The 26374-nt window shown below is 38.7% G+C and carries 32 protein-coding genes; 20 read left to right on the forward strand and 12 right to left on the reverse strand.

The features are described from left to right. Nucleotides 1-2: 2 nt before the first annotated feature. From JCM19038_RS08530 to JCM19038_RS08550, 3 genes are all read left to right on the forward strand, one after another. Nucleotides 3-1121, forward strand: a complete 1119-nt coding sequence (locus JCM19038_RS08530; RefSeq protein WP_042416693.1) for a hypothetical protein — start codon at nucleotides 3-5, stop codon at nucleotides 1119-1121. Between the two features lie 496 nt (nucleotides 1122-1617). After that, nucleotides 1618-1815 carry a hypothetical protein gene (locus JCM19038_RS08535; protein WP_042416695.1) on the forward strand — a complete coding sequence of 66 codons (198 nt, stop codon included), beginning with the start codon at nucleotides 1618-1620 and terminating at the stop codon, nucleotides 1813-1815. A gap of 1014 nt (nucleotides 1816-2829) precedes the next feature. After that, complete coding sequence (locus JCM19038_RS08550; protein ID WP_081831703.1) at nucleotides 2830-3177, forward strand: cytochrome b5 domain-containing protein; 348 nt, start codon at nucleotides 2830-2832, stop codon at nucleotides 3175-3177. 95 nt (nucleotides 3178-3272) lie between these two features. Here JCM19038_RS08550 and JCM19038_RS23485 read toward each other — a convergent pair whose 3' ends face one another. Further along, nucleotides 3273-3503 carry a hypothetical protein gene (locus JCM19038_RS23485; RefSeq protein ID WP_081831704.1) on the reverse strand — a complete coding sequence of 77 codons (231 nt, stop codon included), beginning with the start codon at nucleotides 3501-3503 and terminating at the stop codon, nucleotides 3273-3275. 266 nt (nucleotides 3504-3769) lie between these two features. Here JCM19038_RS23485 and JCM19038_RS08555 point away from each other — a divergent pair, with 266 nt between their 5' ends. The 5 genes from JCM19038_RS08555 to JCM19038_RS08580 all read left to right on the forward strand — a co-directional run bounded on the left by JCM19038_RS08555 (nucleotide 3770) and on the right by JCM19038_RS08580 (nucleotide 7701). Next, nucleotides 3770-4075: a PadR family transcriptional regulator gene (locus JCM19038_RS08555; RefSeq protein WP_042416701.1), complete on the forward strand. Its 306-nt coding sequence runs from the start codon at nucleotides 3770-3772 to the stop codon at nucleotides 4073-4075. 248 nt (nucleotides 4076-4323) lie between these two features. Then, nucleotides 4324-4515 (forward strand): hypothetical protein, encoded by a 192-nt coding sequence (locus JCM19038_RS23490; RefSeq protein WP_238554337.1) that lies wholly within the window; start codon nucleotides 4324-4326, stop codon nucleotides 4513-4515. A gap of 460 nt (nucleotides 4516-4975) precedes the next feature. After that, a complete protein-coding gene (locus JCM19038_RS08565; RefSeq protein ID WP_042416707.1) occupies nucleotides 4976-6190 on the forward strand; it encodes an MFS transporter in 1215 nt (404 codons plus the stop codon). A 60-nt stretch (nucleotides 6191-6250) separates the two neighbouring features. Then, nucleotides 6251-6724, forward strand: coding sequence for a GNAT family N-acetyltransferase (locus JCM19038_RS08570; protein WP_042416710.1), 474 nt, complete (start codon nucleotides 6251-6253; stop codon nucleotides 6722-6724). Between the two features lie 635 nt (nucleotides 6725-7359). Then, nucleotides 7360-7701, forward strand: a complete 342-nt coding sequence (locus JCM19038_RS08580; RefSeq protein WP_042416717.1) for a VOC family protein — start codon at nucleotides 7360-7362, stop codon at nucleotides 7699-7701. A 708-nt stretch (nucleotides 7702-8409) separates the two neighbouring features. Here JCM19038_RS08580 and JCM19038_RS08590 read toward each other — a convergent pair. Both JCM19038_RS08590 and JCM19038_RS08595 read right to left on the reverse strand, forming a co-directional pair. Continuing rightward, the gene (locus JCM19038_RS08590; RefSeq protein WP_042416722.1) at nucleotides 8410-10116 is read right to left on the reverse strand and encodes a HAMP domain-containing sensor histidine kinase; all 1707 of its coding nucleotides are present in this window, start codon (nucleotides 10114-10116) and stop codon (nucleotides 8410-8412) included. Continuing rightward, entirely contained in the window at nucleotides 10113-10817 is a 705-nt protein-coding gene (locus JCM19038_RS08595) for a response regulator transcription factor (RefSeq protein WP_042416724.1), read from the reverse strand. The genes JCM19038_RS08590 and JCM19038_RS08595 overlap by 4 nt, the downstream gene beginning before the upstream one ends. Before the next feature lie 168 nt (nucleotides 10818-10985). On the opposite strand from JCM19038_RS08595, the gene sppA reads away from it, so the two are divergent. The 4 genes from sppA to JCM19038_RS08615 all read left to right on the forward strand — a co-directional run bounded on the left by sppA (nucleotide 10986) and on the right by JCM19038_RS08615 (nucleotide 14262). After that, complete coding sequence (gene sppA, locus JCM19038_RS08600) at nucleotides 10986-11957, forward strand: signal peptide peptidase SppA (RefSeq protein ID WP_042416727.1); 972 nt, start codon at nucleotides 10986-10988, stop codon at nucleotides 11955-11957. Nucleotides 11958-11968: 11 nt separating this feature from the next. After that, on the forward strand, nucleotides 11969-12391 hold the full coding sequence (locus JCM19038_RS08605; RefSeq protein WP_042416730.1) for an RDD family protein: 423 nt from the start codon (nucleotides 11969-11971) through the stop codon (nucleotides 12389-12391). A gap of 177 nt (nucleotides 12392-12568) precedes the next feature. Next, nucleotides 12569-13813: a hypothetical protein gene (locus JCM19038_RS08610; RefSeq protein WP_042416732.1), complete on the forward strand. Its 1245-nt coding sequence runs from the start codon at nucleotides 12569-12571 to the stop codon at nucleotides 13811-13813. A 104-nt stretch (nucleotides 13814-13917) separates the two neighbouring features. Next, nucleotides 13918-14262 (forward strand): hypothetical protein, encoded by a 345-nt coding sequence (locus tag JCM19038_RS08615; protein WP_042416734.1) that lies wholly within the window; start codon nucleotides 13918-13920, stop codon nucleotides 14260-14262. 62 nt (nucleotides 14263-14324) lie between these two features. On the opposite strand, the gene JCM19038_RS08620 is transcribed toward JCM19038_RS08615, so the two are convergent. From JCM19038_RS08620 to JCM19038_RS08640, 4 genes are all read right to left on the reverse strand, one after another. Then, nucleotides 14325-14717 carry a hypothetical protein gene (locus tag JCM19038_RS08620; RefSeq protein WP_042416738.1) on the reverse strand — a complete coding sequence of 131 codons (393 nt, stop codon included), beginning with the start codon at nucleotides 14715-14717 and terminating at the stop codon, nucleotides 14325-14327. 394 nt (nucleotides 14718-15111) lie between these two features. Continuing rightward, complete coding sequence (locus JCM19038_RS08630) at nucleotides 15112-15507, reverse strand: hypothetical protein (protein WP_042416745.1); 396 nt, start codon at nucleotides 15505-15507, stop codon at nucleotides 15112-15114. A gap of 87 nt (nucleotides 15508-15594) precedes the next feature. After that, nucleotides 15595-16038 carry a hypothetical protein gene (locus tag JCM19038_RS08635; protein WP_042416748.1) on the reverse strand — a complete coding sequence of 148 codons (444 nt, stop codon included), beginning with the start codon at nucleotides 16036-16038 and terminating at the stop codon, nucleotides 15595-15597. Nucleotides 16039-16144: 106 nt separating this feature from the next. Continuing rightward, complete coding sequence (locus JCM19038_RS08640) at nucleotides 16145-16456, reverse strand: hypothetical protein (RefSeq protein WP_042416751.1); 312 nt, start codon at nucleotides 16454-16456, stop codon at nucleotides 16145-16147. Between the two features lie 294 nt (nucleotides 16457-16750). Here JCM19038_RS08640 and JCM19038_RS08645 point away from each other — a divergent pair, with 294 nt between their 5' ends. Continuing rightward, entirely contained in the window at nucleotides 16751-18814 is a 2064-nt protein-coding gene (locus JCM19038_RS08645; protein WP_042416754.1) for an SH3 domain-containing protein, read from the forward strand. Nucleotides 18815-19126: 312 nt separating this feature from the next. Here JCM19038_RS08645 and JCM19038_RS08650 read toward each other — a convergent pair whose 3' ends face one another. Next, nucleotides 19127-19897, reverse strand: coding sequence for a DUF1129 family protein (locus JCM19038_RS08650; RefSeq protein ID WP_042416758.1), 771 nt, complete (start codon nucleotides 19895-19897; stop codon nucleotides 19127-19129). Next, on the reverse strand, nucleotides 19894-20232 hold the full coding sequence (locus JCM19038_RS08655) for a PadR family transcriptional regulator (protein WP_042416761.1): 339 nt from the start codon (nucleotides 20230-20232) through the stop codon (nucleotides 19894-19896). Before JCM19038_RS08655 ends, JCM19038_RS08650 begins: the two co-directional genes overlap by 4 nt. Before the next feature lie 156 nt (nucleotides 20233-20388). On the opposite strand from JCM19038_RS08655, the gene JCM19038_RS08660 reads away from it, so the two are divergent. Next, nucleotides 20389-20592, forward strand: a complete 204-nt coding sequence (locus JCM19038_RS08660; RefSeq protein WP_042416764.1) for a hypothetical protein — start codon at nucleotides 20389-20391, stop codon at nucleotides 20590-20592. Between the two features lie 159 nt (nucleotides 20593-20751). On the opposite strand, the gene JCM19038_RS08665 is transcribed toward JCM19038_RS08660, so the two are convergent. After that, nucleotides 20752-21540 (reverse strand): enoyl-CoA hydratase/isomerase family protein, encoded by a 789-nt coding sequence (locus JCM19038_RS08665; protein ID WP_042416767.1) that lies wholly within the window; start codon nucleotides 21538-21540, stop codon nucleotides 20752-20754. A 518-nt stretch (nucleotides 21541-22058) separates the two neighbouring features. Here JCM19038_RS08665 and JCM19038_RS08670 point away from each other — a divergent pair. The 3 genes from JCM19038_RS08670 (at nucleotide 22059) to JCM19038_RS08680 (ending at nucleotide 23233) form a co-directional block, all read left to right on the forward strand. Continuing rightward, nucleotides 22059-22304 (forward strand): helix-turn-helix transcriptional regulator, encoded by a 246-nt coding sequence (locus JCM19038_RS08670; RefSeq protein WP_238554338.1) that lies wholly within the window; start codon nucleotides 22059-22061, stop codon nucleotides 22302-22304. Continuing rightward, a complete protein-coding gene (locus JCM19038_RS08675) occupies nucleotides 22304-22597 on the forward strand; it encodes a hypothetical protein (protein ID WP_042416774.1) in 294 nt (97 codons plus the stop codon). The genes JCM19038_RS08670 and JCM19038_RS08675 overlap by 1 nt, the downstream gene beginning before the upstream one ends. A 132-nt stretch (nucleotides 22598-22729) precedes the next feature. Beyond that, complete coding sequence (locus JCM19038_RS08680; protein ID WP_042416778.1) at nucleotides 22730-23233, forward strand: GNAT family N-acetyltransferase; 504 nt, start codon at nucleotides 22730-22732, stop codon at nucleotides 23231-23233. A gap of 293 nt (nucleotides 23234-23526) precedes the next feature. Here the strand turns inward: JCM19038_RS08680 and JCM19038_RS25420 are convergent, their stop codons facing one another. Continuing rightward, nucleotides 23527-23778, reverse strand: coding sequence for a transposase (locus JCM19038_RS25420; RefSeq protein WP_081831705.1), 252 nt, complete (start codon nucleotides 23776-23778; stop codon nucleotides 23527-23529). A gap of 489 nt (nucleotides 23779-24267) precedes the next feature. On the opposite strand from JCM19038_RS25420, the gene JCM19038_RS08695 reads away from it, so the two are divergent. The 3 genes from JCM19038_RS08695 (at nucleotide 24268) to JCM19038_RS08705 (ending at nucleotide 25629) form a co-directional block, all read left to right on the forward strand. Then, complete coding sequence (locus JCM19038_RS08695) at nucleotides 24268-24615, forward strand: multidrug efflux SMR transporter (protein WP_042416787.1); 348 nt, start codon at nucleotides 24268-24270, stop codon at nucleotides 24613-24615. Beyond that, nucleotides 24615-24929, forward strand: coding sequence for a multidrug efflux SMR transporter (locus JCM19038_RS25425; protein ID WP_042416790.1), 315 nt, complete (start codon nucleotides 24615-24617; stop codon nucleotides 24927-24929). The genes JCM19038_RS08695 and JCM19038_RS25425 overlap by 1 nt, the downstream gene beginning before the upstream one ends. A gap of 328 nt (nucleotides 24930-25257) precedes the next feature. Beyond that, on the forward strand, nucleotides 25258-25629 hold the full coding sequence (locus JCM19038_RS08705) for a hypothetical protein (protein WP_152549377.1): 372 nt from the start codon (nucleotides 25258-25260) through the stop codon (nucleotides 25627-25629). Nucleotides 25630-25929: 300 nt separating this feature from the next. On the opposite strand, the gene JCM19038_RS23495 is transcribed toward JCM19038_RS08705, so the two are convergent. Next, the gene (locus JCM19038_RS23495; RefSeq protein ID WP_238554339.1) at nucleotides 25930-26295 is read right to left on the reverse strand and encodes a hypothetical protein; all 366 of its coding nucleotides are present in this window, start codon (nucleotides 26293-26295) and stop codon (nucleotides 25930-25932) included. Nucleotides 26296-26374 lie beyond the last annotated feature (79 nt).

Consider the following 26374-nt stretch of genomic DNA (forward strand, 5'->3'; position numbering starts at 1 on the left):
CGATGCGAGTATTCATAAAAGAAGTTCGCCGCCTGTTGCAATGGCGGATGTGGCTTCTCTTCCTCCCGATCGCTGCCATTCTTTATATCATGAATATTGAATTCCATTTTCAACACTTTCCTAACGGAAGTGATGCGTATTATTACGAAACCGCTGAGAATCTCGTGCACGAATACGGGGTCGAGGTGACTGAGACGAACATGGCTGAATTTGCCGAGCATCACGAACAGCAGCTAGCCGCGGCAGACACGTTCATCGCCAATCACATCGATGCAATTGAACTGGACGTTAACACATACGATGAGTTGTTTGCCAGTGACATCGACGAACGAGAGCTGCCAGAGCTCCGAAACACGCTCATGGATAGTGCGGACGGGCTGTTTTGGTACATCCAGATGGAACGAAGTATTCTTGACCAGTACCACTCCGACACCGAAGATCCTTCCTACACAGCAGCAGCCAATGAACGAATTGCCGAAAGTGATGCACGAGGCGAACATCGTACAATCTTACCTGCACAAGTGATGGATAATTTTCATTCGTTGCTCTTTAACGGGAGCATGCTCGTCCTAGTCGCGATTGTCGTATTCATTAGTCCATCTTTTTACCGAGACCATCATGTGCGGCCGCTTCAGTACGTCACAAAAAAAGGAAGGCGAGTATTCAGCGTGAAACTCTGGGCAGCTCTATTTGTCGGCTTATTGCTCGCGACACTCATTCTCGGAATTTTATTTGCCGGGTATGTGGTGCTAAATGACACGACCTATTTCTGGGAAGCAAGCATAAACTCGTTCATGTCTCCGTCATTCTTCTGGTATGACCTTTCCTTTCAAGCGTACATGCTCGTCTCCGTTGCAATCGTCTATAGCATCGTCGTGCTCATGGTCATCATGACAAGTATCGTTTCCCGATTTGCAGGCAGCTACTTGTCATTGCTCGGCCTGCTTGTGCCAGGTACATTGCTGTTTATCATCTTCGCCTTACGAGACATCATAAGCTTTGTGTTCGTCGTAACCGACCCTCTGGCACTTCCATTTTTCCTGAGCGCAGGCGGTTTACTACTCGCAGCAATTCTATTCGTGTACCGCACACGTCGTGAAGCTCGGATAGAGATTGTGTAGAAGTTTGATGTGCCCGTGGATATCAGATCTACGGTTGGTTAGGGATTGGGGGAGTTCTAGGAGATCCGCGATCTAGATCGCTTTTCATTGGTTTCGGCACCGAAGGTGGCAATGGTCGCTTCGGGTTTGGAAGTTTCTAGGAGGGTTTAGCTCAACACATTGCACATTACAATAGAAGAACTATCATTAGCTTAATATACGAAAATAGTCGATCTTTCATGTAATTCATGTTCTTTGTTGACGATGAATGCTGCTGTTCAATTAACGGGCGCGACCCTGTAATAGGGATTGCGCTTTTCCCGTCAACCCAAAACGAGAATGGGGGATATGCATTAAACGAGAAGCTCGTTTACTCACTCTTTTTTAGGGTAATTACAATAATATGTAATAATTTTGAATTCACAGTAATAAATGGAATCGGAGGGTTAATGCGGGAAGGTACTTTTTAGCATCGACATTTTTTATTATTGCCACACTCTTGTGGGTTACGCCATACATGCTCACTGTTATTTACGGAGCAAACTTTGAGCCAGTCCAAACTATGAACGAAGATCAGTTTGAGAGTTTATTGGAGATGATGCGAGTCGAAATGTTCCATACAGGTGCGATCATAGCTCTAGTAGTGGCAATTCTGATGTTTTTATGGGCAGAGTTTAATACACTACGAAATAAAAAAGACAGCATAAGCGATTAAACTAGCTGTCGAATAGGCGGTATTTTTTTCGACCTTCGCATAGATATTAACCTTTTCAGTTAAAGGGCGCGATCCTGTAATAAGGGTTGCGCTTATCTTTGTGAGGGCATTTAATTGAATAAATGAGCAATCAATTTTTAATTAACTTATAAAAGTTTGAATTATTATTGTTTCGCGGTTTATTTTCAGGGTATAAATACCTATGTGGGGATGTCTAATATTCTAGAACTTAATAGCCTTTCCGGGTTGTTTGTGAAATTTAGAAAGAATGGAGGATAATGAATTGCATTACGGTGAATTTGCTATACGTAGCTTTTATTTAGGAGTTTTAATCTTTTCTTCTATTGGTATTATGTTTATATTGTTGCCGTTGATGATAAAAAGTTCATTGAAATCGATTAAATATGTTTCTATAGCTGTAGGTATATTGATAATCGTTCTAGCAATATTTATCTTATTTAGCGTTAGTGGAGGGGAAGGAATTTCTAGGTTGTTCGCAAGTAATTTAGAACAATAAAATCATTTTTAGGGTAACTTTCTTATTCTATATCTATTTGTTCAGCACTTAGGAATTTATGGTAAGGGAAATTATTATAAAGGGTGAAGGCTATGGTTTTGAATTCTTTCAGATTATGTACATAGTAATAGTGTTAGGCTTCGTAATAGGTCTCGGAACACTAATTGTTCAAGGTATTATTTTTATGCATTACAAAAACAAGCAAATAAAAACGATAATTAATGCTCGTAAAGAAGGAGATAAGATGTAATATAATCCAACAATCGGGCGCCATCCTGCAATAAGGATGCGCTTATTGCAGGATGCGTTTTTATTAAAAACTGCTTGTGTAGATCATATGCTTAAGGAAAGATGCGTTTGTTCACTTGTAAATATAAACTTTCTATGAATAAAAACTGACAAAACTATGAAGTGTCTATGTAAGACGAAATACAAATGTTATAGTGTCTGTGGAGAAACCATAAGTACTGATTAGTTTTAAGGAGAGTGGACTTTCTATGAATAAATTATTATTGGTTCTTGGTAGTAGTTCAATGTTGCTACTTGCTGCTTGTGGCGGTGGCGAAGAAGAAGGAACGGATGAAGAAGCTGCAACAGATGAAGGCCAAGTATTCACTTTAGAAGAACTTGAAGAATATGATGGTCAAGATGGAAACGATGCTTATGTAGCTGTTGACGGCGTTGTTTATGATGTTACAGGTGTTGACGCATGGGAAGGTGGAGAGCACGCTCCTGCTGGTGGATTAGAAGCTGGTGGTGACCGTACAGAAGAAATTGAAGCAGCTCCACATGGAACTGATGTATTAGAAGACTTACCAACTGTCGGTACTCTTGAAGAACAATAAGAATTAGTCACGAAGTTTAACCCTTTGGATCAATTGATTCCAAAGGGTTTTTTGATTTCTAGAAGTTTATTTCTAAGAGCACTTGAAACTAGCAATTATCCAAAATAACTATGAAACGACCAAACGATAAGCATCATGCTCACGATTCCCCAAACTGTGGCACTCAAGATCCACCAAATGATAGAATGTGTTTTTATTGAATGTGGATCGTCTTCCTTATTCGCAGTTATAAAAGCAAGGTTATTTTCCATACCTTTTTTCATAGAAAGAAGAACAAAAAATCCGATTAGGATGAAACCAATTGTTATCCAAAGTAAAACGTCGATTTCATATACCTCCTTTCCAATCTTATTTATTTAATTTTTCTGTTTGTTCATTTTGTTTTCAAGTTAACATAAAAAGTTAGTTGCTGGAAGTCTTATATTAATGAAGGAAGACAATTGTGACCAAGCCGAGTGTCCAACAAGCGATTCAAATTGAATCGGCAAAAAAATTGAAATTTTAAAGTATTCATTTTGACTTTCGCTTACGCATAGTTTATTATTACGTTATACGATATAACGTTTTACGTAATAAAACAAGGAGTGAAAAGATGGTCAAAAAAGGAAAGTTTTCAGAACCATCATTGTTAATATTGATAAGCCTTGCAGAAAAAAGCCGTCATGGATATGCAATTATGGAAGATATTCAATCGAATTATGATATTAATCTAGGACCAGGTACGTTATATGGAGCAATCTCACGCTTAGAGAAGGCAGGGTATATACGTGTTCTTGAATCAGAAGATCGTAAAAAACCTTACAAATTAACAAAAGAGGGTAGTGTGTATTTAACTCAACAAATAGAAGAACTTCAAAAAATCGCTACGCTCGGTTCAAAAAGGCTTGGCTTAATATGAGGTGGTTTATCTACCTTTACCCTAAAATTTGGAGAAAAAGATACGGTAAGGAGTTAGAGCAAGTTCTACAGCAAACAGGAATTTCGGTTAAGGTCATGATTGATCTGTTATTTGGCATTTTAGATGCTTGGCAGATTGAACTAAGTGAAAGAAAAATTTATGGTTTCCGAATGGATCGGTTATTGGTACTCATAAGCTTGCTAAATGTACTTTTAATCGTGCAATTAATTTCATTAAGGGAGGTTATCATGTTGGAACAAATCGCCTTAATTATTGCAATGTTGTCATTCTTTCTAGCGGTTTGTATTTTAATCGTTAATATGTTTAAAGTTGGAATTGCAAAAGGGTTTTCATTAAATACAAGGTTAGGAAAGCTCTCGATTGGGTTCATGGGCTCCTATGCGTTATTTTTTGTGTCATTTTTAGTGTTAGCTAACTAATTAGAATGTACTGATCCTGCATGAAGGATTGCAGAGCTTGATAAGTGTAAAGGACGCAAGTAAGGTATAACAATCTACTTGCGTTCTTTAATTGATCAGTGGACGAGCAGATGAATGTTTTTATACAGTTTGCTATCGTGAACTACATGTGTTAAGTTATTCGAGATCATTGTAAAAGTGAGGTGTGTGCATGTTACTGAGTTTTCAAAACTAATAACAGTAATTGAAAAGGGTAATTAAAAAACTCCGTTAAATACGGAAGTTTATTTCGCATGCGAAATTTTAATACCCTTACCTGTATTAGTAGAGAACATCAGACAACATCGCCTTACTGTTCAAAATTAGAACGTTAAGTCCATGCTGTGTTCAAGTATGGGCTTTTTTTATATGTATTTACGAACAAAAAAAGATTGCACTGGATGTTCTCAGACTCATGTTAATTTGATAAGGAGAATAGAGGATGGAACAAAGTTATACAAAGTCATTATTTAGAAACCGAACATTCGTCTTACTGCTATTTGCTGGTTTCTTTACAATTGCTAGCTATAGCATGTTTATTACGACAACGACCTGGTACGTCGTGACAGACTTAGGATCGGCTAGTAACTTAGGGGTTATCTTGATTGCAGCAACCCTCCCACGTTTAATCATGATGGTTTTTGGAGGCGTATTAGCGGACACCTTCAAAAAAACGACGGTTATGTTCTCGGCTAATCTAGCACAAGTCATTATCTTAGCAATCATTTATTATTTTGTTGCCTTGGATGACATGACTTTTCTATTATTACTTGTTTTAACAGCTTTCTTCGGTACAATTGATGCTTTCTTTGGACCCGTGAAAACGTCCATGATTCCGAAAATCGTTACAAAAGACCAACTGCAAAAAGCGAATGCCCTTTTCCAAGGCTTTGATCAAGTGTCATTTATTATGGGACCACTTCTCGCTGGAGTATTTATGGAATTTGGGAATTTTTCAACGAGTTATTTCGTCGCAACCGTTTTAGTTCTGCTTTCAACAGTGCTCGTGTTCCCACCATTTATTAAAGAAGCAGCGGTTGAGGCTAAACTTCACCATACGCCGATTCTTGATCTAAAGGAAGGCTTGTTTTATGTATTAAAGTCCAAGTATTTAATAACGGGAATAATCATTTTAATCTCATATAACTTCCTTGTGATGGGAGCTATTATTGTTTCGATTCCACTTGTCGTTGATTTGTATGGGGGAACACCAATTCATTTAAGCTATTTAGAAGTTAGTTTAGGAATTGGGATGGTCATTGGTTCTACGATTGTAGGGTTTGTTCAATTAAAAAATAGAGGGAATACCTCGATTTATGGATTGTTAGGGGCAGCTGCTGTGTTAGTTGTATTCAGTCAACTAACAGATTTATTTTGGCTAACAATGGTTGTTTTCTTCATTGGTTTAGCGATGCCAATTGTTACGATTCCGTTCTTCACTTCGGCTCAAGAGACGACAGATCCAAAGTTAATCGGGCGTGTGATGAGCCTCATTTATTTAGCGATGAATGGATTTGATCCCATTGCATATGGCGTTATTCCGTCACTCATTGAAGGAGGAATAGCGATTCAACATGTGTTGCTAAGCTTTGCGTTGTTAGCTGTTCTTATTGGTCTAATCGTTCTAATTAAAGGGAAGAATTATCAGCGCATCTAATGTATAGGTGACTGCCTGCATTGGCAGTCACCTATATAATCGATCTGGAGTGATAGTTAAATGAAAATCATAAGGTATGAAGATAACGATGCGAAAGAGATGGTTTCATTATTTTACGATACCATTCACTCCGTGAGTTTAAGGGATTATTCTCAAAGAGCAGTGGATGCGTGGGCACCAAAAGATGAAAAAGAATCTAAAATCAAGTCTTGGAAGGAAACCTTGAATCAAAACATCACCTATGTTGCAAAGATTGATGAAGAAGTCGTTGGTTTTGGTGATCTAACTTATAGCGGCTATTTAGATCGGCTTTTTGTTCATAAGAATTATCAAAGACAAGGCATAGCCACAGCGATCGTTGAACTGCTTGAATCTGAGGCAATGAGGTTGAATCTTGTAGCAGTTCATACAGAAGCAAGCATAACAGCTAAGCCTTTTTTTGAACAACGAGGTTACAATGTTATGTGTGAACAAACGGTTGAGCGAAAGGGCGTTCACTTGATTAATTACAAGATGGTTAAAAGAGTAAAATGACAAATTTAAATAAATGGCATGTTGATGAACGAGTGTCATTTAATAGCTTTTTCATTGTGTAGTGTTTAGCTATTTTGATTTGTATTTTTCTTTTAAGAACAGTCCTATTGCGAACCCAACCATGATTGCGAATCCTGAAAGTAAAATGGATGATGATGGCCTGCCCGTTACAGATGGAGAATCAAATTCATTTGCAAAATAAAAACCAAGAGTCAACAACGCAGTGCCCGCACAGAATAGAGATAATTTTTTGATATATTTTTTGAAATTCAATTGATTTCCCCCTTCTTCTTAAGAAATACCACGAAGTTCTCTACCAATGACGGATCGGGCTACTGTTTTTTTTCATATAACCTGTCTCGGTTAACACAATTCGTTGATGATCGAAACATAGCATTTCTTATTGAGTGATTATCTTTATGAATGACCAGATTGTAGAAAATCAAATGTGAAACGGAATAGAGAATATGAAGGAATGGAGTTTACTTACTTCTTTCTTTTACTGCTGACACCTTCAATTATTTAAAGTTAATAAGTAATTGCAGCAAGAAAAATACCCTTCTATACTATTATAGAATTAATGCATCGAATGGATTTTCAAATGAAAAAGTAAAATGTGAAAGAGGGTAAACGTGATGAAACTTGGCCATTTAAATTTAACAGTGAATGATGTGAATGCATCTAAGGAATTCTTAGAAACTTATTTCAATATGACCTGTGTTGGAAGTCGTGGTAATGGGTTTGCAGCGATGTTTGATGACGACCAATTTGTCCTAACATTAATGAAAGGCAAAGACGTTCAATACCCTAAAACGTTTCATATAGGATTTCCACAAGAAAGCAGAGAGAAAGTAGATCAAATAAACAAGCTGCTCTTCAATGCTGGTTATAGGGTCGACTCTCCTATTGAATCTCATGGATATACGTTCTATGTTCAAGCCCCAGGTGGTTTTACAATTGAGGTTTTGTCAGAATAAACTTCTCTTAGTAGGACAATTTATTTCGGAGGTTTTATGGTTGAATAGTTCTCCATTTAACATGACGCAAATCAGGTGTAATAACTGTTTGCGTCTTATGTCATGTTGATGAAAAGGGGATTTTAAGCTAACCTGGCGAATCAACATATGCTTGTTTTACTATTTCTGATGAAAGTTTTAACCTTATTAAAAAGTAGGATGAGTATAGTAATTTATAAATTTAGGGGTTTTAGATGTTTAGCAAAATAGTCACCACAATTGTATCTTGTATTCTATTTAGTGCGTTTTTATCATTTCCAGCCTTTTTTTCTTATCATGATGAAAATGTGTACAGTAGTTTTACCGATCATTTCATTATAGTAAACGTCTATTCATCGGTACTGTATTTATTTATAGGGTTACCGTTGTCATATATCGCAGACCAGTTTCGGGGTAAGCAAATTACTTACCTAGCACTCGGAGGCTTCATTGGCCTAATTATATTAGTAATATTAAAATTAGGGGGAGAACCATTATCGGTTCAAGTTTCATTCTTTATATTTAGTATTCTAGCCTCATGGGTATTTTATATCGTTCAGGAATCTTTGAGTCGTCCTTTATTTAAAAGGAATACATAGATTACGGGTACAGATAGTTATTCCGTTAAGAAGTGAGATGTATAACTAAAAGCGAAGCATCTATCTAGACACTTCGCCTTCGAGGGGTTCATCACTCATTTTCAACACTTGGACCGATTGGTAAAACGAGGGAGACGGTCGTGCCTGCATCGAGTTCGCTGCTCACATCAATGGAACCGCCGTGGTGTTGGACGAGCTCTTTCGTAATTGTCATTCCGAGCCCGCTACCGACGGAGCGTTCTTGTGAAGACTTGCCGCGATAGTAACGGTCAAACAGCCGCTTTAGGGTTTCTTGACTCATGCCTTGTCCGTTATCGGCGACTTGTACGGTGAAGGTATCGTCTCCGTTCGTGAAAGCGTGCACCCAAATGTTCGTTTCTAGTTCGTTATGCTTCAACGCATTATCTAGTAAGTTCTCAATCATCCGGCCGAACCATTTTGGATCGACATAAGCCTTTTCAATAGATGATTCAATTTGTAAATGAATGGATCGTTCATCATGTCGAAAAGCTTCAATACTCGTTGAAAGCAATTCAGTTACATCGACGTTTTCTTTTTGTAAAGTCATCGCGTGACTTTCGAGGCGATACGTTAAACTTAAGTCGTCAATCAGCTTCGCCATGAAGGTGGATCGTTCAGTGAGCACGTTCCCGATTTCTTGAGTTTCATGGTTTTCCCAGTCATACTGCTCGTTGGCAAGCATAATTGAGTACCCTTGAATTGATGCGAGTGGTGTTTTCATATCGTGGGATAGCCCTGCAATCCATGCTTCGCGACTTGCTTCCAACGCTTCTCGTTTTTCCTTATTGACTCGTAATTGATTTGAGAGCTTAGATAACGATTGATACAACTCTTGATAAAGGTGATAAGGGCGTTTCCAACGTCCTTTTTTTGTTTTTCCGAATGCTTCAGGTTCTTGAAAGTTCCCGTCTTCTAGCTGCTCTAGCCAGTTGACCGCACCACCGATCGGTTTCGTAAAAGTTCTTGTAAACCAAAGAATCGATGCAATAAATGATAATAATGCAAGCGCGAGGATCGACAAGGCAATCCACGTTAACGTTGTACCAACTTCATTTAAAGGAAGAAAAGGCAGTTCTGGTATGGGGGAATAAACGACGTACGTAAGACCTTCTGATTCCCCGATTTGAACATAAGCCTCAACACGTTCTGGTTGTGCTTGGTGTAAGAGCACTTCGCCCATACTTGGATTCCTTAATGAATGAGGCGCCTGCATCTGTTGAATCAATTCGTCGCCATCAAACACATATCCCCAAGCAGAATGATCATTAAATTGCTGTAAAACCTCTTTCGTTGTACCCTCTGTTTGCAGGAGCCCAAGAAGCTCATCTGTAATCCGCTCTTCTCCGTAGATGAGTAAATACGTTTCATCGGTCTCTTCAAACAACGTCGTGTACACATGTTGCGATTCAATCGTCCTTGCGTCAATTAATGTTGTAAGCTCATGCATGCTATACGAATCTGAAAAACCTGATCCGCTAGGATACGCATCGAGAACAGCACCATCCTCATTGACAATTTGAAACCAGCCATTTCGTGCATCAGCTTCCTGTTGTAAGCTATCACTGATCGCCAGTTCTCCTTCAAATGCATAGTCGGTAGCCACCGAAAATGCAAGACTGTCGAGACCCGCTTCATAGAAGTTTGTTCGCCGTTCTTGCGTCTCAAGATAAAACCCAAAAATCAGAATAAATGTGATGAGTAGAAGAGCAGTAACAAAAAGAACTAATGAATATTGGAAGGTGAACCGACGCCATAACCGGAATCGAAACCCTTTCATGATGGCTCCTGGTCAGGGACAAACCGATAACCTAGGCCGCGTACCGTCTCGATGTAGGTTGGTTGGCTAGGATCAGCTTCAATTTTTTCGCGCACCCGACGGATGTGTACCGTTACGGTATGTGCATCAAAGGATAACGGATCCTCCCATACGTGTTCGTACAATTGTTCTTTATGAAACACTTGGTTCGGGTGTTTACAGAAGAACAGAAGCAATTGGAAGACGAGTGCTGGGCATTGCACACGCTCACCTAATACGATTAATGTGCCTTCTCGTTCATCAATGGTAAAGCGCTTATAAGTAAAGCGACGCTTCTCATGTTGTACTACTGGTGAATGGCGGGCAATCCGGGCACGAATTCGAGCTACAATTTCTAAAGGGTTGAACGGCTTCGTAATGTAATCATCACCGCCGATTGCAAAGCCTGATAGCTTATCAAAATCAGTATCTTTGGCACTCACAAAAAAGATCGTCGCAGACGTAAGATGACGAATTTGGCGGCAAATTGAAAAGCCATCACCGTCTGGCAACATAATATCTAGCAAAATAAAGTTGTATGTATGCGTTTGACATAATTCAAGTGCTTTTTGTTGGGAGTCTGCATCGTCAACCATATGAAAGCCTTCTTTGTTCAGCACTTTTTGGAGCATCATGCGAATGGAAGGGTCGTCTTCTACAAGTAAAATGCGTGGTTCGCTCATCAGTATCACTCCTTTATGATCGTACAACTAGTTTATCATCACAACATTACGAGAAGATCAACGCATCAAGTAAAAGTTGAGCTCGTTGTGATTTCTTCGTTTCCTTTACGTGAACTTGAATGATTACGATAGGTGTAGAAGCGAAATGAAGAGAGGGGTAGTAAGAGGATGAATACAAAGCGATGGATTGCCAGTGCAGTTGCTGCTGTGATTGTGATTGTTGCCATACCGATTCAAGTTGTAACCACGGTCCTAACCGCAGAAGGATCAGAATGGTTTTCTTTTGATCAGATGTACAATAAAGAGATTATGAAAAACGGTTCGAACGGAGAAATTGTTGTACTGGAACTGGATGGTGTCATTGAAGATACTGGGAGTAACACGGGGTTCTTTTCAGTTGGGTACCACCATCGCCAGTTTCTTGAGATGTTAGAAGATGCGATGGAAGATCCACTTGTTGATGGCATTGTAATTACGGTCAATACACCGGGTGGAAGCGTCGTTGCTAGCAACGCAATTTATGAACAAGTGGTTCGATCTAAAGAGGAGTTTGATACACCGGTCTACGTGTCAATGGGTGAGATGGCTGCATCAGGGGGGTATTATATCGCGGCTGGTGCGGACTACATTATGGCCCATCCTGCAACACTGACAGGTTCAATTGGAACGGTGATGAGCGCAGGCCTTAACTTCGCAGACTTAGCTGAAGAATGGGGCATCTCGGAGACAAGTGTGTCATCGGGTGAATACAAACAGATGGGTTCGCCATTTCAGACGTTGAGTGAAGAAGAAGAAGCATTACTCCAAGAAATCTCTGATGACATGTACGATGATTTTACAGCAGTGGTTGCAGAAGGAAGAGGATTTAGTGATGAAGAGGTTGATACGCTGGCTCAAGGTCAATTGTTCACAGGCAATCAAGCACTAGAAAATGGCCTCGTTGATGAGTTAGGGGATTTACGAGATGCGGTTTCGCATATGGAACTTATGCTTGATCTTGATGCAACAGTCACCCACTATACGAGCGAATCGACCGTAGGTTCGATGTGGAATGTCGTTGCACCGATGGCTACAAAGGATCCTGTTTCAACCATCCTAGAAGAGAGTAGAGCAACAAGAATGCTCTATTTACATCAGTAGGAGGCTAAGTTATGAGAACCTATGCAGGGTTTTGGCTACGGTTATGGGCATATTTAATTGACCTTCTAGTGGTCGTGTCGATAAGTTCAATCATCATTCACCCTCTGTTTGCTTTCCTGTTCACTACCGAACCAGCGATTGGCGTGTTTACGATTCAGGGAATGCTTCTTGCCTTAAGTTACTATGTATATTTTGTCGTCATGACAAAAGTTTGGCAGCAGACGCTTGGCAAGATGGTGTTCGGTTTGAAAGTGGAACGAACGGATGAACAACGACTCATTTGGAAAGACGTGTTCATACGTGAAGTAGCAGGAAGAATTATTCATCGCGTATTATGGATTACAAACCTTCTCTACGTCGTCGTGGCAGTACACCCAGAAAAAGCCGGTGTCCACGACCTCTTATCTGATACGAGAGTTGTACTTGAACGTTAACACTCCAATGAGGCTAATCTTCGTATGAAGGTTGGCTTTTTAGTTTGGTTCGCCTACAACTTGAATTACTAGTCTGAAATAATTATCTTTTAATTCTTAATTATGTTTATATTCATTCGCCTTTGAAGTACACTTAATCTATATGCGATTATACATCTTAATTAAGGGAGAAAAAGCATGAAAAAGTTCGCTTTTGTAACATCGATTTCGATCGGTTTCTTTGCGATGATCGTTCTTATTTGGAATCTCGATCTCCATCAATCTACTGACGGTGCGGAAGTTAAGGGTCAAGATAAGGAACTGGAGAGTCAGATTGATGAGGAAGAAGATCGTTTAAACTACTTATCTGACGTTCATCACATGCACCGTTCAATTGTACAATCGGTACAAGAAGGTCATCGGTTGATGAATGGGTATGCCATGTATGGCTTTGAAGATGAGAATTACAACCTAGAGAATTTCAAAGTTTCTGAAGCGAGAAGAGTAGCATTATTAGAGGAAGCGATTGAGCATAGTGAAGAAGAGCACGTGACAAAAGATTTGATAACGATTTTAGAGAAATTTAACGAGTTAATTGCTGATCTCGATCATAGTGAAAAGAGGCTGATCCACGTCAGAGAATTGCAGTCGTTGTACCGGGATTTGGATTACTATTTACTAAATAATACGTACTATGAACCAAGAAATGTTAGTTCGACTTCTGAACAGTACGAGGACGAAATGATAGATGCTGATGAGGACACTCTTATTGGACTAGATTCACAGTTTGATGATGGTGATTATGAAGAATTTGCAATGTTTTTTCGTTCGTATGAGTTACCAGATGAAGGACGTCTCTTAAGTGAGGAAGCAGAAAGCCATTTTTCGATCATTCAAGGCCATTTAGGTTGGGATTACAATGAGGATTATGTGTTTTATGAGAATTATTTAGTATTCGAAAAAGAATCTAAGCTTCCGGTCGCGGGGCTAAATCGTATGGATCCCGTCACTTCTGAAATGATTGTCCCATACGGTACCCAAGGAGTATCTTTCGTTAGAGAGGAATTAATGAGGTTAGGAGAAGCTTATCCATCTCCTAACGGGGAACGTCATGAAAACGTCATGCCTTTGCGTGACGAAGATCGAACGTATTTAGATGATATCCAGTACCTCGTTGCTTACAAAAATGGTAATGAAGATGAAGCGATTCAAAAAGGCTGGGGTGGGACTCAGTTGTTGTTAACCCATACATCGCAACTACTTTCACAATTAGAACTCTACGTTCATGAACATGAGCAGCTTACGTTATGGCTTCAAGAAACGAGAGAGTACCTTCAAGCCGCAGACGCTATAGGCTACGACGATTATGAAGAAGCGTATACCTACATTGAAGCTGCTTTTAGGAATATTGAACGAATGAATCAGATTGCGCTTAATGATTGATTTAGTGTGAACGAGTGAGAGTATGACCATACGATGCACGATAACGGCGATCATCGCTAGTCGTTATCGTGTGTTTGTTTACGTTACGAACGATAAAAAAGTAGGTGACCGCTGACAAAACGACCAGTGCAATTAATGCCCGAATGCATGTAGTCAATAAAACACGAGAAGGAGAGATTATTATTTCTGAGGATCCGACTCACGAGAAAATGAAGAAAAAGTTATTCTTTCAATATGTGCTCTTTTTGCCTTTTGTCATTAGTGCAGTATCCGTGGTTCATTCATTGGTAAATGAAAGTCGCTCCGAACTTATCGTGTATAGTGCTTTGTCATTTCCGGTTTTGGTAGGTTTAGCATTCGTCTTATTTCATTATTTTCAAGATTTGTTAATTGAACAAGAGCAAAAGCGCTTAGGGAAGAAAAAGAACACCAACAAAAGAGAGTTATAGTTATTTTATGGATGGTTGTTTATTGGTGCAGTCCTCACGGAGACCATTGTTTTCTTTTAAGCTCAAACCTCCTCCACTGTAACAACAAAATCCTCAAGATGTTCATTTCCATTATCATCCCGCCAAGCGATGTAGAATTGATAGGAGTCTTCCAGTTCAATATCATGATATCGATGTGCCTTTGGTGTTGGATTATTACCAGGGCTAGAGGATTGTAGCCGCCCATTCATCTCAATTTCATAACCCATTAAACGATCCGTGTCTTCTTTAAAGCGTAACTCCATCGAGTAAGTTCTCTCGCCTGATGCTTCATGATTTGTAATAAGCTCTGCTTCCCAAGTTGAAGAAGAGCCATGTCCTTCAACAATCGGCAATTCTTCATCTTTATGATGCGTTGAGGAACATGCTATAACGAACGTAACGATAACGAACAGAGATATTGTCTTGTAGAACATCGTAATCACTTCCTGCTATGGTACTTAAACTCAGGCATAGTAGCTGATTCTGAAATCGACCAGTAATAGTCACAGTGAAAGACCTTCATAATAATCATCCCTTATTATTCATCAAAGATGGTGATTCTTTACTTTTCCCTTGTTAAAAAACCTCCACCAAATTGCTACTGCGATAATTGCAATAATAATGATCATTAATCGGTTGTTAGCACGGTCAAAACTCATGGGTGGTAATTCACCATTCATGATCCAGTACCCTAAAATCCAGACGATGAGCAATCCTAAAAATACGAAAGTTCTTATTGGTAAACGAGGTTTATTTCTGCTTTCAGAGTTGTTAGAATGCAGCATAAAAATACTCCTTGTTTTGTTATTCGTTAATCATTACAGTGATTTATTTTCTTATGTGATACGAATTAATTTCCTTTACGACACCTTTGTTTGAAGCGCTTGTAAATGTAAAAACATCACAAAAGTAAAGGATATGGTTATTAGAAAAATGAACAACGCCATCAACAGATGCGAACTTTCCGTGTGTAATCACTGATGCAATGGTTAGATCACGTATCGGTTGATGAGTCGCCTCGACATTTTGTTTAATCTCTTCTATGCCAGTTAATTCTTCATTCGTAGCAAACTTCATCCAAACAGCGGTAGGATGTAAGTATTCTTGAATCGTAAGAGAATCATTTGCCAAAAAAGCCAACGTTAGATCGATGATTACTTTTTTTCGTGGAGCGTTGTCACAACCAGTTGGTAACGTAAGATTGATGTCTTTAAAGTTATCCATATCGATCGCTCTCCTTGTTCGTGAATGATCATAGATTTACTTAACTATGATGTACTTGAATGACCAAATCAATGAGGTCATCAACGTCTAGTTATAGTCCCCAAGTACGTCTGTATCTCTTTGCATATACATAAACGTTGCGACGTAATCTTCGTCTTCTGCCCACCAGATGGATTGGGTCTGAGTGTCATCTAAATAATATAAAATCGTGCCATTATCAAGTTGGAAAATTTCATCGTAATGATCATTATGAGGTAAGGAGTCGTGGACAAAGGTTTCGCTCGTTTGATGTTGGCTCACTATGTACTTTAGAAATTGTCCTGTATCGTGATTATCATAAGATGTAATGAATTGGTGAACCCCATGTAAGTGATGGATATCGATGATGGTTTGTTTCTGGTTAACTTCAAATGGTAAAACGGTAGGAATATCAAAGTCATGTTTAATTGATGTATCCGTTATTTCTTCTTGCGCTTGCATGCATCCCCCTAGCAATAGTGCGGATGTAACAAAAAGTAATCTCTTCTTCATATGAATCCCCCTTAGATGAATCAAAACACTTCACATTCTACCACTGCAGCACGTGACTCTAAACCTTCATGTAGTAATAGGAACGTTCTCCGATGTTTAACGTTCGTTACACTAAGATAAGAAATCGAATCGTAACGATGGCAATAGCACTTGTCAACAATGTATAGAGAACAATTCGTCCGATCTTTTGGAAGCGTGTAGGGTTTTGTTCTTTTTCTTGGACGGCTAATTCGGGTTTGAAAATACCCATTAAAGAACTTGCGATGAAAAAGCCAATCGTCAACCCGATGCCTGCAGATAACGGTGGCCACCCCACCTCAATCATTGCTCTAAATAAATAAGCGGCAATGCCTGTAGTGATAGGGAAACCGAGGAACATCCACCATTTTCTTTTGGTCGGTATGTCAGAAAAGCGCAATGGAAACACCTCAAAACGTTTTTGTTTTGTTCAGTTGTCATTACAGTTTCTTCTACCCTTGAGTAGTGTGAATAAACAACGTTAATTCGACATGTAGCGTTGTAGGTGCTAACGGCATCAGTCAGGAAAGTACGGGGAGTTAAGAATGACTGTACGTATTACTATTAGAATAAAATAGTGTGGTGGCGTGTCATGAATGTCATTTTTACATATTTTTTGTAAAATTTTATAAAGTGTGATAAGTTTACTGGAGTTTATTGGAATTAAAGTCTATTTTTCCTAAAGGGGTGTTGTATGCGAAATTATAATTCATTGCTTTGTAAAGTCGCCATAACATTGGTGTTCGTGTTGAGTTTGAGTACCGCGAATAGTACTCAAACAGAGGCATTAGAAGAGGCTTATGTTGCTCACAAGACGTTGGAAATACGGGAAAGTGCCGATGAATCAGCAGCAATTATAGGTGAGGTCAAGTCAGATGAACCGTTTACGATGGAGCATGTGGAGGATAATGGTTGGATTGAAATAGAAAATAATGAGGGAACAAGTGGTTATGTACATAGTTCTATGATAGTGGAACGTTATTTAGAAAGCATAGAGCGTGAAGTCGTTGAAACGATGATTGTCAGAAGCGAAGAGGTGGTCGTATACTCACAGCCTTATGAAAGTGCTGAAGAAATCGGTAGTTTCCCTCATGGAGAAGAAGTGAACATCTATGACCAGAAATGGTCACCTTGGTTCGTAACGGATTTAAATGGTCAGTTGGCATTCGTCCATGAAGATGCCCTCATTCTTAAGAGTGAATCAGAGAATCAAGAAGAGGAGAATGAAGGTTCGGTTGATGAAGAGCAAGTAGAAGAATCGCAACAGATCGAAGAGGAAGCTGAAGTTCCGGATGATTCTCAACTTCAACCTCAAAGTGCAGACGGACTTGAACCACGTTCAATTGGCATTGTTACGCACCGTAATCTTGCCATCCGTGAATCTGCTAGTGGCTCAAGTCAGCGAGTTGGAAACGCAACCGAAGGTGATGCGCTTGAGATTCTTGAAACGGTCGGGGAAGGACCTTGGGTAAGTATTCGTTATAACGGAGACATTGCCTACACGCACAGTAATTACTTCGTCGAACTTGAAGTAGCAGGTGAGGATGAACCTGTTATTGGCACAGGTACAGTCACTCATCGCGCACTCGCCATTCGTTCTCATCCTAGTGGTTCTGCTGCACGGGTCGGTACGTTAACCGAGGGCGCGCAGGTAGAAGTTCATGAATATGTGAATAATGGTCCATGGTTTTCATTCACATTCGATGGCGGGATTGCCTATACACACCGAGATTATGTCGACATTGAAGACATTACACCACCACCTGAACCTCCGGAAGACGGGGAGTTAGGCGAGGTAATTGCGACAGGCATTGTTGATGCAAATGGAAGACTTGCGGTCCGCACAGAACCAAGTGGATCAAGTGAATCGTTAGGTCATTTGGTAAGTGGCGACATCGTTTTAATTTATGAATACATCAACGGTGGTCCGTGGGTGAAGATTGAATATGAAGGTCAAGTCGCTTATACACATGCTGATTATATGAATGTAACCGAGATGGGTGACGTCATTGATACAGCAACCGTGACGCACCATCGTCTCTCTGTAAGAAGTGGCCCAGGAGCGTCCTATGAAACCGTTCATCGACTAACGACGGGTGACCAAGTCGAAATTCTGCAATTTGTTAATGGTGGTCCGTGGGTAGAGGTAAACTTCAACGGCGGGAGTGGGTTTACACACTTAGATCATCTCCGATTGCACGCTGGAAATACTGGACCGTTGCAAGGAAGATTAATTGTCGTCGATGCTGGTCATGGAGGTCATGATCCAGGGGCTCAAGGGAACGGACTCGTAGAGAAAACATTAAACCTTCAAGTTTCCTTAGAGCTAGCTCAGCGGTTAGAAAGTAGCGGAGCTGAGGTGATCTTGACGAGAAGCACCGATACGTTTATTGATTTGTCTGTGCGAGCGAACATTGCAAATCAGGCAGATGCAGATTTGTTTATTAGCGTACATGGTAATGCAGCTGAGGATGCTAGGGCAAGAGGAGCAGAGACCTTTCATCATCCGTCTGCGAACCCAGCCAGTGTAAGACTCGCAAACGTGATGCAAGATCGCTTAGTGAGTGATACAGGGATGACGTATCGACGTGTGGATTCTGCGAACTTCGCCGTATTAAGAGAGACGACCATGCCAGCGACTTTAATTGAATTAGGGTTCTTAACGAACAGCGGTGACGCATCAATTATGAGACAACCGGGATACCCTGCGCGTGCTGGAGAAGCGTTGCATCAAGGATTCTTAGATTACTATAGTTAATGAAGAAATTGGCAACAAATGAGGCAAAGGTATCATTCAACTGTGTAATTAAAAACCAAAATATGATATATTATAAAAATACTATATATTTCCTTTGTATAGTAAAACAAGTTTGAGCTACTCTTCTTTAGAGTAGCTTTTTTAGTGCATTTCTATAACTATCTTTTTTAGATGAATAATTCATATATTAATTAAAGAAATAAAAATAATGCCTAGATACTAATAAAAGAAAGTAAAACCCTGCAACGAACCTAAGAAATCGGTTGCAGGGTTCTTTTGCTATTTATTGTTTATGTTGTGCCTTTTTAATAGTTAAGTAGCATAAGACTTTTTATCGTCTTCATCGTTCGTAAACATTAAGTAAAGAATGATTACACCAAAAGCAATTACAGTAGCAAGTAGTGACTGTATATCTGATGTTAAAGGCGTATAAGCTAACAAGATAGGCGGCAGATGAAAGGCGATTAAAATGATTGGAAGAATAAAAGTCTTTGCCCAAAATGAAAATGAAATGACAAATGAAATCATCAGAATGGACAGCAAGATTTGGCCAACAATCCCCAATTCTATCATTGGAGAAACAACATTCTGATCAAGAATTAATGCACCAATTAGAATTAGCATACTTAGCAGGACGGGTGTTCCTAGCCAAATCATTTCTTTTACGAATGATTTCTTTGATTTTGCTAAAAGGTTAAAAGCAACCAAAACGCCACCTAGAAATGAAATAATGAATAATAAATATCCTGTTATTTGAATCATGCTGTATGCAAATTCACCTTGCAATAAGTCTTGAATAAACAGAAAAGATATAGCCCCAAGAAGTAGCATTGGTATGATTTTTAATCCCCATGTACGATAATCACGATTCATTTCTGATGACAAACTTTCCATGTACGCTTTAGGTGACTGACCAACAATTTCTTCTGTAGACTTCCCTCCTCTTTCTGCATCAGTTAAGTGCTCTGTTAGTTCTTGCAGAATATCATGTATTTCACTTTCACGTTTTCCAGATGTAAACAAATATACTCTTAAATTTTCAAGAAACTGTTGGCTTGCCTTACTCAATACATGATCTTTCATCTTTTCACTTCCCCAACTTTTCTAGTTATTACAGCATTAACGTTGCGGCTGATTTCACTCCAATTTCTTAGGAAGATAGCTAATTCTTCCTCACCTTTTTGGGTTAATTTGTAATATTTCCGTTTTGGCCCAGCGGTTGATTTTTTGCGTGTAGAAGTAACAAGTTCTTCTTTTTGTAATCGTAATAGCACAGGGTAAATAGTGCCTTCACTAATTGAAGAGAAGCCAAAATGACTTAGGCGAGTAGCCATTTCATACCCGTAACATTCTTCTTCGTTAATAATTGCAAGAAGACAACCATCAATAATTCCTTTTAGCATTTGTGTTTGGGACATAGGTTAACACCTTTCATATAACTTGTTAAACAAGGTATATATTTATAATAGGTTAAGGTATCTTGTAATGCGAGGTAATTGATGCAACAAAGACAGAATGTTTGAAACTTTTATTGAGTAACAAGCGTAACTTTATATACAATGGAGGTGACGAGGTTGAAGAAAGAGACACATAGTGTACTGTTTTTGATGTTGATTGCTTTTATCATAACGTATGTTGTTGCTTCAGCGAGTGCGCGTTTTGGAATTGATCCAACGACAGGAGTTGCTAGTCTGCTTATTATTTGTACAGGTTATTACTTATCCACATTTGTGAATAAGGTCTTTGGAAACACCGTTAAATTGATCAACGATAGATGATTCTGGAGCCGACCAGTGGGTTCTTATAGTAACATTAAAAGTGAATATGGATGCCGTTGACTTGTATAAGTATCACTTGCCAGGTAACACAAAAACACCCGATAGATTTGGATGTTTTTTGTGTTACCTTAGTTATGGTAGCGATTACAAAAAGTGCAATCACTCACCTTGAAAAACAGGATTTCTCTTCTCTAGAAAAGCTTGAACGCCTTCTTGAACGTCATTTGTTTGGAAACATTTTTGAATGAGTAAATATTCTTGTTTGAGTAAAGTCGTCAGGTCAATGTCGTTGCTTGCTGTTAAGAGACGTTTCGAATAGGTCATGGCAACGGGTGGTCCTGCTGCAATTTCTTTTGCCAAGTCAAGTGCATGGTTGTATAAGTCTTCGTCTGGTAACACATCGTTTACGAGTCCCAGCTCTTTTGCTTCTTGAGCGCCAATATCCCGACCCGTAAAGATCAATTCTGCTGCTTTCGGATAACCAATTAATCGAGGTAAAAAGTACGACATTCCTGCATCTGGACTTAAACCTCTACGAATATAGCCAGTCGTCACTTTGGCACTTTCACTAATAAAGCGAATGTCACAGGCTAGTGAAAGGGCAAATCCTGCACCCGCTGCCACTCCGTTAATTGCGGCAATCACCGGTTTATCACACTGAACAATTCCCAATGCTTGATGCCCGACCCATCCAAGATCATCTAACGTTTCATGTCGTGTTTTCTCGGATGCTTTTTGGTTTCCGAGATCCTCAAGGTCAAGCCCTGCACAGAACCCACGTCCATTCCCCGTGACAATGACTGCCCGTACTTCATCATCGAGTGAAGCTTCTTTAAACGCTTGTACAATTTCTAAACTGAGTTGACTGTTAACCGCATTCAGCCGTTCTGGACGATTCAATTTGAGTGTGCGTACGCCATCCTTTGTGTCGACGAGAATGTGTTCCATATTCGTTCCTCCTTAGTGATTGAAATCGTTTATTGCATCGATTGAGAGGTGCTTTAAGAAAGGGTATACATAAAGGTTAACGTAACACAATTGTTCATTTAGTTGAAGTAGTAATATTCAGATTATATATAAAGAGATTTAAGTAGCTGAATTACTCATGTGTGGGCGTTGGTACATCCCTTAAAGAGAGGGAGTGATGCCATGTCGGTATATGAAGCGTTGACGTTAGTAGTCAGTTCCATGCTTCTCTTAACGCTGCTAACTTTTATCGTTTTGATGCTGACAAAAAAGAAACCAGCTAACAGGAGTCAACAAGTTTTTAAAGTGATACGCAAACTAATTTATCGCTCTTTTTAAAGTAGTGTGCCTTCGACAATCGGTCCATTCAACTGAAGAAAGTAATACTTTGTAACCACTGACAGGGGAGGTTATTAAGGTATATTTTTGTGTAAAATAAACTTTACATAAAGTAAAAAATAAATTACAATAAGTGAAGATTACTTTACTTATTGGAGGGGATGAATAAATTAATGGGAGAAAAAGGCGGGAACTTAACTAATCGAATTACAGTTTTAAGAGCTGAATTCAAAATGACACAAAAAGATTTAGCTGAAAGGGCAGGAGTAAGTAGACAGACAATAATTTCGATTGAGAAGAATAAATATACCCCATCTTTAACACTAGCTTTTGAAATAGCAGAAGTTTTTGGGGTAGAAATAAATGATGTGTTTCAATATACCAAATTTGAAGAGGAGAGATTATGATGGAAACGTTAATAAACATCACAAATGGATTAACTGCATTTGCTTTGTTTGCTTTTGTCATACTAGTAATTCTTATGAAAAAAGAAGGTAAAGATGAAAGAGCTCAATATTTGGGCTATAAACTCTTTAGTTTCTTATTTACATTTTTAATGGGAGGATTAGCTTTAATTATCTTTATAACAGGGTGGGAGCCGATTGATTATATTTTACTAAGAGTTTGTATTACTACTTTGATGTCACTTAATATATTCATTGGTTTGGGTTATTGGATATATATTAGTAAGAAAATATAGTTAATCAGGTAAGCTTGTGCGGCTAAAGGTCGCAATCCTGTAATAAAAATTGCGCTTAACTTTGTGAAGGGCCATTTAATTCAATAACTTGTGTGATATAAGTAAAACGAAAGAGATTAAGGTGAATCGTTAATGAATATTCGTATTTTAAATAAGTCTGATGCCCTGTTGTACCAAGAATTACGATTGAGTGGATTAAAAGTCAATCCAGAAGCATTTGGTTCAACATATGACAGAGAAGAAAAATTCAACTTTGAAACTGTCGTAGAACGATTAAATCCAACGAAAGATAAATTTGTTCTAGGTGCTTTTAATAAAAGTGGTTCGTTAGTTGGGATCGTTACCTTTATACGTGAAAACAGCCTTAAAACCAGTCATAAAGGGAATGTTTTCGGAATGTATGTAGCACCGGAAGGTCGAGGTCAGGGTTTGGGGAAATCACTTATGATTGAGCTTATAAAGAATGCAAAAAATTGTACTGGTTTAGAACAAATAAACTTAACAGTTGTATCTGCAAATGATTCCGCAAAGAAGTTATACAATTCCGTAGGATTCGAGGTCTATGGCGTAGAGCGAAATGCCCAAAAATTTAATGGGGAGTATTTAGATGAAGATTTGATGGTTCTATATATCTAACTAAAAAGCTGACTGAAACTGGTGCTTCACTTCAATAATGCAACATAAAGGCTTTTTCGCAATCGGGCGCTTTAATGGTACAAAGTTATTAAATTTGGCATCACTAAATAAATCTTGCTCAAAATCAATTTCAAAATGAAGATTATAATTATTAGTGATCGACCTGCAAATTCTTCTGCCTCGTTAACATGGTAAAGATCCAATTCAATAAGTTATTAGCTGAAGCCATAATGGCTACTTTATATGGCTTCACTTTGTTTCTCTTCTTCTCATAAAACATCCGTAACTTTGGGTTAATATTCCCCCAAATCGAACATTGTGCAGCCAAGAAAATGGCATGACGAAGATGCCTTGATCCACGTTTTTTTTATACGAGTAGAAGAAGCTGTAAAGCAACCAGAGGAGAACACCCCAGGATCAATTCCGGTAAAAGCGAAAGCTTTCTTGCGTTTAAAAGTTATGAATGTCCCCGATCTCCGCAGAATCATAGAGGAGGTAAGTTTTCCGACGCCAGGTATAGAAGATATAATATTAAAGCCGGTCAATGCGTTCGATTTCGGACTCGAGTCCAGCCATATGCTCTTTCTACTGTTTCAACATGTTGATTTGCATAAGAAGATCGAAGAGAAGACCTTCATTTTGTGGCTTTATTCCCCGCCCATTTTAATGAACGTGCTGGTTTAATGGCTTCATAGACCACTTGCTTGAGTTCATCTATAGAATGCTTGAGCACCTCTTTTGTGGATGGAAAGGCTTCAATGAAACAAAGAGATATGTTTGAATATATTCATTAAACAGCTTTGGATATGTAGGAAAAAGCTGGTCAACGGTAGAACGAAATTGTAACTTTACCTGCGTCATCATGCCGTTTACATGATCAAACGTGTGACGTTTGTCGCCAGTGGGGCGAAACCGCGAGTTCTTATAGTGCACCATAAACAAGAACACCTTACTAAAATAGATCTTCTTGTTTTGTTTTTTTAAAAGTTTGAAATATAATAAGTATTAATTTGCAAATGATTTGAGGATACAAAATGTCAAAAAAGAGCATCTATTTATTACTTGGTATTGCAATCTCAATAGAGATTATAGGAACGTTATTCATGGAATTGTCTGAGGGCTTTACACAAGTCATTCCTACTATTATTGTGTTTACGTTTTATATATTAGCAGTGTTGTTAAGTATAGTTATATTGAAATATATGGAGGTTGGCTATTTTAACGCTGTCTGGTCAGGTTTGGGTACCGTTGTTGTAGTGATACTTGGTATTATTCTTTTTAACGAATCTATAAATGCCCTAAAGATCATTAGCTTGGCATTCATCGTTGCAGGAATTCTCTTGCTGAATTTGGGGACGGACAAAAAGAGGGATAGCATCTAATGGGTTACTTGTATTTATTAAGCTCTATTATTGCTGCATGTGTAGGCAACGTTTTAATGAAAAAGTCGGACGGTTTTAAGAATAAGATTGTAACTATATCAGCAATTAGTTGTTACACAATAGTTCCTGTCTTTTTAATACTTAGCATTAACTATATAGAGGTCGGAATAGTCTATGCGGTTTGGTCTGGTAGTACAATTTTAATTGTAGCGATCTTAGGAATGTTATTTTTTAACGAATCCATTGGTCGTAATAAAATATTGGCTCTTGTATTAATATCATTAGGAGTCATTATGATTCAACTATCTAGCTGAATTTTCCCTGAGCTCAATGATTTTGTTTACAACATTTGTTAAAGATTAGAGGTGAAAATATACACGATTCACACATTTACATATTATGGTAAATGTTTTATTATCAATGATTATTGAACTGCATAAAAGCAATGAAAGTACCTTGTTTTGTAAATGGCTTTATATCAAGGGTTTCAGAACTTTTTAAGTTAACATAGTTAGTTATTAACGGAAGTCATTTTGTATATCAATGAAGGTAGTAGTCATAAAACAATAAATTAATTTACAAAATATTCTTTATAATGTAGCATCCTATTTACACAGAGATAAATATATAGGGGGGGATAATGTGAAAAGAATATGTTTGTTACTATTAGCGTCTACTCTCATTCTGGTCGGTTGTAGTCAGATAATTGAACAAAGTCATGAAGGTGATACATGGAGAGTGGAATTTCAAACAGATCAAACAATTGAAGATAGAGAAGAAAGTTCCTTTACATTTACTTATCTTCCCGAAAATAAAGAAGACGTTGAAGAATTTAGTTTTGTAACAAGTACAGGGATAACCAAAAAAGGTATTATTTTAGATCAAAGCGGAACACATACAGATACTAGTTTCTGTACTGGGTGTGCTCAATCCCCTGATCACCCCATAGATATTGAAATTAGTTGGATTACAGTTGAAGGTGAAGAGTTTGACAAAGCCATTACTCTAAACTGATTGAAAAATCAATCTTTAAAGGATTTTCAGAGGTTCTCGACACTCTGAATAACCAGACAAATCCAACTAGGGTTTGTCTGGTTATTTTTTATTTACGGGATTTTTCTATGCGCATATTAAGATCGTGAGTCCCAGACGCCGTTTAGGGGTTACTAAATATGAACAAGTGAGGTATTACTAGCTAACGCAAATCAATCAATACGGCTGTAAGTCATTACACTTTAGATTCTGCAATCACTAGTTTCCTTTGCCCGGCCACAAGTCCAAACAGCGCAATGCAAGTCGCAACAATCATTAGAATCACGTAGGCACTGTCCAGCCATTTGTCCATTGCGCAACGGTTCCAAGAAGAATCGGTCCAGTCGCTGCAATGAGATACCCGACAGATTGGGCCATTCCCGATAATTGAGCCGATTCGGTTACTGTGCGTGTTCGTAAGACAAAGAACATCATCGCTAAACTAAACGTTGTGCCAGCGCCCATGCCAGTTAGAATAAGAAATACAAGAATGAAATACGAACTTGAAAGGGACGTTCCGAGTAAACCGGTAAACAATAATACCCCAGATAAGAAGGCGAGCATGCGTTGATTGTGCATTTTAGCGGCAATAATCGGAACGATAAACGTCGCTGGGATGAGCCTACTTGGTAAATGGCCATAAACCATCCAGCTTCGGTTGCATCAAATCCTTTTTCGAGCATCATATCAGGGAGCCACGTAAAGATGCTGTATGGGATAAACGATT

It is taken from the genome of Geomicrobium sp. JCM 19038 (assembly GCF_000698125.1).
Classification (GTDB): domain Bacteria; phylum Bacillota; class Bacilli; order Bacillales; family Marinococcaceae; genus Geomicrobium_A.